The organism is Mesorhizobium sp. WSM4308 (assembly GCF_002294905.1).
In the GTDB taxonomy this organism is placed as follows: domain Bacteria; phylum Pseudomonadota; class Alphaproteobacteria; order Rhizobiales; family Rhizobiaceae; genus Mesorhizobium.
This window is the reverse complement of record NZ_NSFW01000014.1, coordinates 201,524-210,512: the sequence shown is the minus strand read 5'-3', so window position 1 is coordinate 210,512 and position 8,989 is coordinate 201,524. Positions and strand designations below refer to the sequence as shown.

Genomic DNA, 8,989 nt, shown 5'->3' with positions numbered 1-8,989 from the left:
CGCCCAGGAGCAGACCATGCTGGACCACTGGGCCAAGGTAGCGCCATCGCCCGCCTTCGACTATGCCTATGCCTGGGGCTCTCAACAGGGCGACACCGCGCTTGGCGACTCGCCGGCGCTGCAGGCCTTATTTCAGCAACATAATCTCAGCAGCGCCGCAAGCGCCCCCACCATCCCTCCCCCGAGCATCTCGGGGACCAGTACCTCTAGTACCTCTAGTACCTCTAGTACTCCAAGTACTCCTAGCATTCCCACCAATACGTCCGGTACCCACGGGAGCCCTGGCACCGCTAGTACACCGAGTACTCCAGTTGTCGCCAATCCCAGCGATGGTAGACATCATGATTCTGACGGTGCCGATTTGATCCACGGAACCGACGGCGTCCATCATGTCGCCAATGCCAGCCACTGGGTGACAGAGTCGGCCGGCGTCGGCAGGGGCAGAGGTCTCGCCTCACTGGCCGATGCCGGCGGCGATGCCTTCGCATTCGATACAGCTGCTCTTGCGGCCCGGAGTGCCGACCGCCCTGTGGACTTCAGCGTCTCCCAACAAAAGTTTCATCTCGACCACGCTTTGGGGCTTCACACCGGCGCTCCGCCGAATGGCGCCCTCGCCGCCGGCATGGGCACGCATGATGGTAGCGACCATATCATCTACAACAGTTCGACCGGCGCGCTCTCTTTCGACAACCACGGCAACGGAGGTGCGCATCACATAGAGTTCACCCATTTTCCCGGTGCCTTTATGACTTGAAAGGGCCTTTAGGATGGCCAACATCGACCCGAATAGAAAGGCCGACATCGACCGAAGCCTCGCAATTCACTCTTTGACCAAGTCTATGACCCTTGAAGAGCGTTCGAGAAGAGATATTGGCCGCCTCGGCATGGAAAGTTCGCTGGCGAACGTGTGGGGGCGATCTGGACGTAGGCGCAGGTTGCCCCTGAAGCATCATCTTGCCGCCACTACCGCCTGGCCCCAATGAATATCGCGAGAAGTGGGGGCTGAAGCCAGAGTGGCCCGAACTATTCGGCCCAAAGATCGGCATTGCCGAAGTCGAACGGGCTCGGGCGCAAAGCGGTCGCCCAACCTTCCAACAAGCGCGGGCGGAGAAATCCGCCTCGGGAGATCTCTTGGCTGCCGCATCGCAAGAGCGAAAATGCAAGAGAAGCAGAATTTTCGTGTGCAATAATGTGCACACGAACTCCGATAACTATTTGATCTTGTTTACCAATACTCCCCATCCATCAAACAAGCGCACCATCGAAGGTTCTATAGGCGCGTTATGTTGGTCGCCCTCACGACAATATCGTTCTGGCGGAATTCCTCGGCGAGCTTCCCCTTCACTGTTTGCCAATATGTGGCTTCCAGAGTCTCGGCCATGACCTCGAACAATACGACCTCATCTTGGTGACTGCTGCCGCGGCCTTCGCGCCACAAGCCATTGGCCGGCGAACGCATGTAAGCGGTCGCACCGCCAAATTTCTCGGCGAGTCGTTCTTGGACTTCACGGTAGAGCGTCGTTGGGAAAGGTGTCCCGGAATTGTCGCTCAAAGGGAGCAGTATTTCCACCAGTACCATATTCAAATCCTTAGCGCGTCAGCCTGATTAATGACATTCCAAAGGGGAAGTTCCGTTGACGCAGCCTCCGCCGTCGGTCCTGTTCGACGCTTGGCCCGGTGCTCTGCCGCCGCCGCGGCCTCCTTGGCCGCTTCAAGGCCCCGGGGGACATGACTTCGTCCTTTTCAGGGAGCTCGCGACCTGGTCTTGCCACGCGCTGGTGATCTCACGAGTGAACACCTCCAATCAATGACAGCGCACTTCATCGCCGCTACAAGGTTGGAGTGTGCCCGGCTGGCGGCGCCTCCTGAATGGACCACCAAATCGCCGAACGGGAGAACGCCAAAGTCAAGGCGCTGGAGGGCCTCCGATATGCTTGTGCTTTTGTCGCCGGGTTGGTGCTCTGGTGCCGGCAATGGCCGAGGATAGGCTGAACAATCAGAGATCGACTTTGACGTCGTCGCCAACGTCTGGCTTCGAGCCCGTGACAGCGGCGAATACCATTTTCGTCGTAGCAACGACCAAGCCGGGGCTATCCCACAACTCGCCTTCGTCAGGTTTGACAGTTATCAGTCGGATTTCGGGATCGTCAGCGTTGTCCCACCAAGCCGCGTCGGTTTTCTCCCAGAGATCGGTAATTTTCTTTCTGTCATTGGTCACCACCGCGGAGCCGGAGATGGTGACGTATTTGTAGTGGCTGCTGTCACTCCAGGCCAATGTCACTTTTGGGTAGGTCGCAAGCTGCTTGTTCTTCTCGCTGTCGTCGTTGACGAGGAAATGGATCGCGTTTTCTTCTCGGGAGGCGCGTGCGGAGAGCGGACGCGCACGATTGTATTGGCCGTCCCACGTGACAAACATACAAACGTCGATTTCCTCGGCGAGTTTCCAGATTCGGTCCGTCGCCTCGGCGGGTGTCAGCTTTGTCCCTTGCTCTCGACGCTTGAGCATAGGATGTCCTCCAGGGTGAATGTGCTCGCTTACAACTTGCGTAGCGCGGCGACGTTCCACCTCGGAAACTAAGCAGGGGCGGCTCGCGATCGCTTGCCGGGGGACCAGCCGTGAGTCTTCGCTTCGAACTGGTTAGGAATAGGATCGCGCCGGGAGGCATGATGCAGAGGTTCACCGTTGAGTTGATATGCGACGGCAAAGCGGTGAAACGTGCCGTAATACTGGCTGAAAACGTTGTTGAGGCTGCCAAGGTATGGGGGCCAGTGACAATCCCGTTCGGCGATGAGCCTGACATGGGCGAATGGATCAGGGTAACTCATCCCGGTGGCAGCACGACAACTTGGTTTGAGCAGGATCGTTAAGACAGCGCGACAGACCGGTTCGGGACCACCGAGTTGCCTCGGTCGCAACATGGCTGCCATTTCGTCGATCGACAGAGCAAGGACCGCAATTTGTTTATCTCGCGACCTCTTTCCGGCGTCTGCGCGTCGCTAAGGGTTGGTCGAGCGAAAAGCGGCGTCCACGTGGCGTGCGTGAACGCGCGATAAGTCCAGGGAACAGAAGCTCAAATCCGAACGTTCTAATGCGATAAGGAGCATAGAAATGTTACGCCAAATCGCAACTGCGGCAGCGCTGGTCATTCAGTTTTCAGGTTCGGCATTTGGAGACACGGCTCAATATTGGCTGGCCAAGGATGCCGTTTCGAAGCACTGCGAGGTGGTCCCGAAGAAGCCTGACGGAACCTTGGTCATAGCCCTTACCAAGGCCACGTATAAAACCGAGGCGGAAGCGAAGGCGGCCTTGAAGAAGCTTCCAGTTTGCAAGTAAAGCCCCCATCCGCGTGATCCCGGCGTACCTCCAGCTCGATTGCAAATGAGGTCGCAGAAAACGGTTTTGAAGAGTTCATGGTCAGAAAACTGCCCCTCCTGGAGTAGCCAGCGGTCTGAGAGCTTGGCATTCATCGAAATGCACAAGGTTTCAATTGGAATTGACCCGTGTCACGGTCACGAACCGCCAAGGCGAAACACAGCCTGTCCAATTACATGTCTGCCCTGAGCTTTAACACGAAATCCCTTAGTTCGTAGCCGCCCGCCATATCCGTAACAGCGATAAATTCATGTTGGAGCCGCTGGAAGATCGTGGCCTGCGGACTGCCATCGAGTTCATCAGCACTTCGACCCAAAACCAGCAAACCGCCATCGGCTACGGTCTTTGCCACGGCCCTGAGCGCCCGTTCGACTTGAAGACGAGGAAAGTTCCTCGCACCAAGGGCGTTCATCACGCGCACGACATCATACCGCCCTGGCGAGGGTGAAAAGAAATCATCCCTGATAGCCATGAAGCGGCCGTCATTTTTCGTCTTTGCGATGACCTCAGGATGGAAAAGTGACACGGACGTGGCCCTCGCAAGGCTCGGCGACAACAACCAGGCCAAAAACTCATTTGCTGGCTTGTTGGTCAGTGCGATCGCACCAAGCGCGACCTGAAGGAGGACGTGGTCGCTGTCATAGAAGACCCAAAAAATCCCTCTGGGGGCCGCACTGATCTCATTGTAATAGTCGCTTGCCGTTAACCTAACAGGCCGCTCACGGCTTAACCTGTTGAAGAGGTCCAGCGACGTAATACCGTCAGACGCCGCCATATCGTGAACGGTGATTTCCTTGTCCATCGGCAGGCGCCGGGCGGCCAATAAGATGGCAGCGTCCAGGTCCAAAAAACGGTCGGGCCGTGTCGTTTTCGACGTGAACGGCCCGCCGGACATGGAGGCAAGTATGCGTTTGCGCTCTTTGGCAGTCGGCGTCGAAAGCAATTTCACAAAAGACGGTGCCAGTATTCGCATAGGAAAGCGCAATGCCTGATTAAGCGTGATGCAGCGACAATGGTGGCGCGTCACTGCCATGGCGCAGCCGCTGGTTTTTTCGCTCATCGGTCTGAACTAACCCTGTCGCCGTTCGTTTAGCAATCGGTAAAGAGAGGGGTTCAGCTTGATCGTTAGCCGATATCGTAGGTTCATTTCAAACCATCAAAACCGGAAGTTGCAAAAAAGGCGCAAAATCTGTGGGGAAAGATTTCAGGCCTGATCGCGCTTCTGCGCGCCAAGGGTCCATGGCGAACCAGTCGGGATTGTAGCGATTGGTAGGAAGCGAGCAAGGCCGCTATGCTCAAACGAGTTAGAGCTAATGCGCTGCAAATGAAGTTTGATGACACCAAAGGTCGGTCGCCGATTGAGGGAACGCGCAACGAGATCCCGGGAATGACATTAATGGGCGCTGCGAAGAGACACCTAGTAGACGGCTTCAAAATCGTCAGCAAGCTAGGACAAGCCCGACTGCAGGGTATGTTCACATCCAGCCGACTGGCTCCTGGAAGCATAATTTCAGAGAGCGCCGGGGCGCCACGCGACCAATTTCATCTTTTGGAACTGCACCGTCGATATGGCAACATCTTCACGACTTGGTCGGGTGGAAAGCTCACGACCTGCATTGTCGGGCATGAACTAGGCTTGAGGTTTCTGACGGAGAACAAGGCCAAGCTGCGCGCCGCAACTATCGATATGACGCCAATCTTTCCTGAGGGCTTCTTAAGAGCAATGGAAGGGGAGACCCACGTTGATTATCGGCGCATGTTTCTAGCTGCTTTTCGAGCCGTCTCCCTTGAAGGTCGCAGCGCAGAGCTTCGGGCTATCCTTCACGGCCGCCTGACCCAACTGACCACCGGCGAAGGCCGGCTGCAGTCAGCTGCAGCAGCCCAAATTCTCAAGCAGGCGTCGACGGCAGCGATGTTGCAGATCGTCTTGGGCGCCAAAGACGGGTCCAGCATCGCTGGTGAACTAACAGACGCGTTCAATGATTACGCCCCAAATGGCATGCATATTGTCATCACCCCCACCGAGCGCGCAAAGTACGCGCGTATCAGAGAGTTGGTGCTTACATTGGCGAATGACCTGAAGGAGGCGGAAGGTCCGCCTTCGAGCCTGCTCGAATATATGGTACGATCGCAGATGCTCGATGACACGGTCGTCGGCAACTTAATACACATGACCGAATTTGCTCGTTATGATTTTCACGGACTGTGGCGTTGGATACTTCTCGAACTGGCGGGCGAGGAAAATTACCTGAATTCGATAGCAGTCGAACCCGACGCTGCGCGACGCGAGGTGATGGCGAAATCAGCCGTTTCCGAAACTCTTCGTATGCAGCAAAGCGAGTTTATCCTTCGAACTGCCACGACGTCGATCGTTTTCGAAGGCTTCCTTGTTCCCAGGCGCAGTCGGGTCAGAATCTGCATATGGGAAGCGCACAGGGACGCGACCCGGTTCGTCGACCCGGATGTCTTCAAGCCTGACCGTTTCGTCGACCAAAAATTCTCAAGTGCGTCCTATGCCCCGCTTGGACTGGATCACCACCGATGTCCGGGCGCCAATTGGACGCATCAGTTGGGCGGCATGCTTGTCGAGGAACTCGCAGAAAACTTCACCGTCAAGCTGTTGAATTATGGAACTGTCACCAGAGGTCATTTTCATTATGAGCCGGGTCCCGACTCGCAGATATCGTTGATGGCAAGGCGATGATCCGCGAACCGCGCGCTAAGGCCACGACCCGCGTTTATATCGGCATCGCCTCACGAGATCGACCGAGGATGGTTTCGGAATTACTCGACTCGATTGGTCGCCTCGAGATCGAGGCCGACCTTGAGTTGGCAATAATCCTTGTCGAGAATGGCAATGGCGAAGTCTTGCGGCAAGCAGTGGAGCGTTTTGCATCAACCTATGCCCACATCAAGATTCACCACCTTGTCGAACCGCGCCTGGGTATTGTTTATGCGCGCAACGCCGCTCTCGACTTTGCGACCGATTCGGATTTCGATGGCCTAGCGTTCGTTGATGATGATGAGCTCGTCACGCCCGGCTGGATTCTCGAACTCTTGGCGGAACAACAACGCGGCCAATACGACATTGTCGGGGGACCGATCAGGGCATTTCCTGACCCGCTCCCATTGACCTTCTGGAATCGGGTCGTTTGGAAGGGTCTGTCATCGCGCGTTCAGCAGGTGGAGCAAACATGCGCCGCTAGGAAAGCCAGCGGCCAAGAGGCACAGATTGTCCTGTCAACGAACAACTGGCTTGCCAGCCTGCCTTTTGTTCGAAAGGAAAACCTCCGATTCAATGAGCGCTATAATTTAACTGGAGGAGAAGATACGCGTTTTTTACGTGATGCATGGAGAGTTGGCGCCAAAACGGGGTGGGCGCCCGAGGCAGTCGTTTGTGAGCAGATTGTTCGCGCGCGGTTGTCCCCATGGTATCAGATAAAACGAGCGCGCGACCACGCCCTTGTTTCCTTATCCGACAAATCCGATCGTCGACGCGGGTCGAAATGGATCCGTGCGCCTATGTCCGCGCTTTTCAAACTACTTTCGGGGTTGGTTCTATTGTTGCTCGCGCCCTTTACCGGGGGAGCGACATTCTTCAATGCGCTAAGAGCCATAGGCGAAGCAGCTGGGCGGGTTCAGGGTCTCTTGGGCATCAAGAGCAAGCATTATAGGTTGACAATGGGCAAATGACAGGGCCGTCGGCGGCGAACGCCGTGGCACGCAATCATGCAAGCTCGTGGATGGCAACGCCGGGCGCGACAGCCCTGGCGATGTCGCACAGGTGTTGGTGATGGGTGAGGTAAATCATGGCCAGCTGACGCCATTTCCCCGAACAGTTTGAAGACCTCCTCGAACGGACATGGTCGAACGTTTCCATGATGTCATCGACAATGAACGGCACCGAGGGTCGAAGCTGAGCGAACTTATAGTAGCCGGCCAACCGCAGTGCCAGGTAGAGCTAGAAACGGGCGCCCTTCGACAACGCGTCGGCGACCTTGGATTTGCCGTCGCGTTGCAATGCGATCAGGACTTCGCCGCCTTTGACGGGCTGGGTTGCAAGCCCCGAATACTGGCCGCGCGTGATGAGCGCGAACGCGTCCGATGCTCTCGCCATCATGCCTGATCCATGGCGGTCACGATAGAGACGCAAAGCGTTTCCGGCCGACATAACCCCGAGCTTGAGCTCGATGAAACGGACCGCCTTCTCCTCGATTTCAAGCAGGACCGTCCGGCGTTGGGCATCTATGCGGGCGACAGTGCTGTCGCTGCCGATGGCGTCGAGCTTGTCGGACGCCCGCGTCTGTCGGACGAGCTGCTGCTTTACCGCCTCGTCCAGATCGCGAAGACGTTGCTCGATTTCGGCCTTTTCAACCAGGAGGCTGTCGTGGTCGACAGCGTCCAACACCGAACAGGCTTGCTCCAGCCGATCCACCGAGAGCTGCATCAATAGTTGCTGCTCAAGCTCGGCCACGGCAGTACGCAGGCGATCCCGGTCGCGCAGCACCTCGTCGCGCTCGACGACTTCTGAAAGTGTCGTTACCCCAAAGGCGTTCAGGACTTCGTTTTTGCGGCGTTCATGCGCCTGAAATTTCAACATTGAGGGTCTCCCGCGCTTCTTGTGGGCGCTTCAGCTTGCCGACCAGGTTCGCCTTCGTTTCGCGGTTTCGTTCGGCGAGTTCCAGCCGCGCGGCGAGCCGGGCCGCCAATTGCTCCGGCTCCTCCTCGTCGTCCGGCTCGCAAGCTGCAGTGGTGGCAGCGGCGACTTCGACCACGAAGTTGACCCTGTCGGTTTCCATTTTCTCGACACGATGCCGCATGGCATCGCGCTCCTGAAGGCTTCTGGCCAGATTAGCCAATTGATCGAGGACGGTGCCCACAACGGAGGCGCAGATTCCGCTTTCGAGCCAAGTGCCCTTTAGCGCGCCATTCTTCCTCGCGCCGTTCCGCGACCCCCACCGCACGCCGCCGTGCAGCCAGATCGCCTTCCCTGGCGGTCGCTGTCTTGATCGTCTGGGCATGTTCAGCATCCACCTGCCATTGGCGGTCAAGGAACAGTTCGGGGACCGCCGCGATGGTCGCCAGGCTTTCGCCAGGGTCTACCTCGATGCCGACGCTTTGCAATGCCCCGTTCAATGCGAGCCGGGCAGCCTTTTCTTCATCCCGCGCCCGGCCAGCCTTCTTGCGGGCGAGCTCGATCTCCCCAGAGGCAGCCAGCGCATCGGCCCGCGTGGCGATACGGTCGTCGATCTCTTCGATCGCACGCTCGAGCGATGGCAGGGGCCGTCTTCGATAAGCCAGTTTGCCGTTGCGCGCATCTGCGCGAATGTGGTCGCCACGGCCGCGTCGGTTTGACCAAGTTGTTCGCCTATGCGCACAATATCGGCCGCGGTTTGAGCCATGGCGCTCGCTATCGTTCGGATCTCGGCGAGCTCGCGCGCGCTGGTCAGCCTGCCGGCGTTCACACCGTCATCGTGCGCCAACATGGCAGCAAACTCATCGGCTGATTGCTCGGTGAGCTCACCGCGGTGCCGGGTCCAGGCCGCATCTCGTTCGCGCCTGATTATGACCTCAGTTTCATCGGCGGCAACGTCGGTTGCGGCCAGCAACGCGTCG

12 protein-coding genes are annotated in these 8,989 nt (G+C 57.5%); 6 read left to right on the top strand and 6 right to left on the bottom strand.

Annotation, left to right across the window (positions count from 1 at the left end; translation table 11 throughout):
* Window positions 1-454 precede the first annotated feature (454 nt).
* The 3 genes from CK227_RS36875 to CK227_RS25150 all read right to left on the bottom strand — a co-directional run bounded on the left by CK227_RS36875 (window position 455) and on the right by CK227_RS25150 (window position 2,506).
* Window positions 455-730: a hypothetical protein gene (locus CK227_RS36875; RefSeq protein ID WP_179296505.1), complete on the bottom strand. Its 276-nt coding sequence runs from the start codon at window positions 728-730 to the stop codon at window positions 455-457.
* A 540-nt stretch (window positions 731-1,270) separates the two neighbouring features.
* Window positions 1,271-1,579, bottom strand: a complete 309-nt coding sequence (locus CK227_RS25155) for a hypothetical protein (protein ID WP_095774488.1) — start codon at window positions 1,577-1,579, stop codon at window positions 1,271-1,273.
* Window positions 1,580-1,996: 417 nt separating this feature from the next.
* Window positions 1,997-2,506: a pyridoxamine 5'-phosphate oxidase family protein gene (locus tag CK227_RS25150; protein ID WP_095774489.1), complete on the bottom strand. Its 510-nt coding sequence runs from the start codon at window positions 2,504-2,506 to the stop codon at window positions 1,997-1,999.
* A 161-nt stretch (window positions 2,507-2,667) separates the two neighbouring features.
* Between CK227_RS25150 and CK227_RS25145 the strand changes: the two genes are divergently transcribed.
* A complete protein-coding gene (locus tag CK227_RS25145) occupies window positions 2,668-2,868 on the top strand; it encodes a hypothetical protein (protein WP_095774675.1) in 201 nt (66 codons plus the stop codon).
* A gap of 241 nt (window positions 2,869-3,109) precedes the next feature.
* On the top strand, window positions 3,110-3,334 hold the full coding sequence (locus CK227_RS25140) for a hypothetical protein (RefSeq protein WP_095774490.1): 225 nt from the start codon (window positions 3,110-3,112) through the stop codon (window positions 3,332-3,334).
* 211 nt (window positions 3,335-3,545) lie between these two features.
* On the opposite strand, the gene CK227_RS25135 is transcribed toward CK227_RS25140, so the two are convergent.
* Window positions 3,546-4,433: a hypothetical protein gene (locus tag CK227_RS25135; RefSeq protein WP_143750531.1), complete on the bottom strand. Its 888-nt coding sequence runs from the start codon at window positions 4,431-4,433 to the stop codon at window positions 3,546-3,548.
* A 264-nt stretch (window positions 4,434-4,697) separates the two neighbouring features.
* Between CK227_RS25135 and CK227_RS25130 the strand changes: the two genes are divergently transcribed.
* Together CK227_RS25130 and CK227_RS25125 are read left to right on the top strand one after the other, a co-directional pair.
* Window positions 4,698-6,077: a cytochrome P450 gene (locus CK227_RS25130; RefSeq protein ID WP_179296506.1), complete on the top strand. Its 1,380-nt coding sequence runs from the start codon at window positions 4,698-4,700 to the stop codon at window positions 6,075-6,077.
* Window positions 6,074-7,066, top strand: coding sequence for a glycosyltransferase family A protein (locus tag CK227_RS25125; RefSeq protein ID WP_095774493.1), 993 nt, complete (start codon window positions 6,074-6,076; stop codon window positions 7,064-7,066). The genes CK227_RS25130 and CK227_RS25125 overlap by 4 nt, the downstream gene beginning before the upstream one ends.
* A 268-nt stretch (window positions 7,067-7,334) precedes the next feature.
* Here CK227_RS25125 and CK227_RS25115 read toward each other — a convergent pair whose 3' ends face one another.
* A complete protein-coding gene (locus tag CK227_RS25115; protein ID WP_095774495.1) occupies window positions 7,335-7,973 on the bottom strand; it encodes a hypothetical protein in 639 nt (212 codons plus the stop codon).
* Entirely contained in the window at window positions 7,951-8,403 is a 453-nt protein-coding gene (locus CK227_RS36335; protein ID WP_144289765.1) for a hypothetical protein, read from the bottom strand. The genes CK227_RS25115 and CK227_RS36335 overlap by 23 nt, the downstream gene beginning before the upstream one ends.
* Between CK227_RS36335 and CK227_RS25105 the strand changes: the two genes are divergently transcribed.
* Both CK227_RS25105 and CK227_RS36870 read left to right on the top strand, forming a co-directional pair.
* On the top strand, window positions 8,393-8,728 hold the full coding sequence (locus CK227_RS25105; protein ID WP_095774497.1) for a hypothetical protein: 336 nt from the start codon (window positions 8,393-8,395) through the stop codon (window positions 8,726-8,728). The genes CK227_RS36335 and CK227_RS25105 overlap by 11 nt on opposite strands.
* Window positions 8,725-8,880: a hypothetical protein gene (locus CK227_RS36870; protein WP_179296508.1), complete on the top strand. Its 156-nt coding sequence runs from the start codon at window positions 8,725-8,727 to the stop codon at window positions 8,878-8,880. Before CK227_RS25105 ends, CK227_RS36870 begins: the two co-directional genes overlap by 4 nt.
* Window positions 8,881-8,989: the final 109 nt, after the last annotated feature.

Bases quoted from the DNA above. Each gene is read 5' to 3' on its own strand.
- CK227_RS25135 (WP_143750531.1), bottom strand. From the start codon at position 4,433: ATGAGCGAAAAAACCAGCGGCTGCGCCATGGCAGTGACGCGCCACCAT.
- CK227_RS25150 (WP_095774489.1), bottom strand. From the start codon at position 2,506: ATGCTCAAGCGTCGAGAGCAAGGGACAAAGCTGACACCCGCCGAGGCG.
- CK227_RS25145 (WP_095774675.1), top strand. From the start codon at position 2,668: ATGCAGAGGTTCACCGTTGAGTTGATATGCGACGGCAAAGCGGTGAAA.
- CK227_RS25130 (WP_179296506.1), top strand. From the start codon at position 4,698: ATGAAGTTTGATGACACCAAAGGTCGGTCGCCGATTGAGGGAACGCGC.
- CK227_RS25125 (WP_095774493.1), top strand. From the start codon at position 6,074: ATGATCCGCGAACCGCGCGCTAAGGCCACGACCCGCGTTTATATCGGC.
- CK227_RS36875 (WP_179296505.1), bottom strand. From the start codon at position 730: ATGGGTGAACTCTATGTGATGCGCACCTCCGTTGCCGTGGTTGTCGAA.
- CK227_RS36335 (WP_144289765.1), bottom strand. From the start codon at position 8,403: ATGCTGAACATGCCCAGACGATCAAGACAGCGACCGCCAGGGAAGGCG.
- CK227_RS25140 (WP_095774490.1), top strand. From the start codon at position 3,110: ATGTTACGCCAAATCGCAACTGCGGCAGCGCTGGTCATTCAGTTTTCA.
- CK227_RS25155 (WP_095774488.1), bottom strand. From the start codon at position 1,579: ATGGTACTGGTGGAAATACTGCTCCCTTTGAGCGACAATTCCGGGACA.
- CK227_RS25115 (WP_095774495.1), bottom strand. From the start codon at position 7,973: ATGTTGAAATTTCAGGCGCATGAACGCCGCAAAAACGAAGTCCTGAAC.
- CK227_RS25105 (WP_095774497.1), top strand. From the start codon at position 8,393: ATGTTCAGCATCCACCTGCCATTGGCGGTCAAGGAACAGTTCGGGGAC.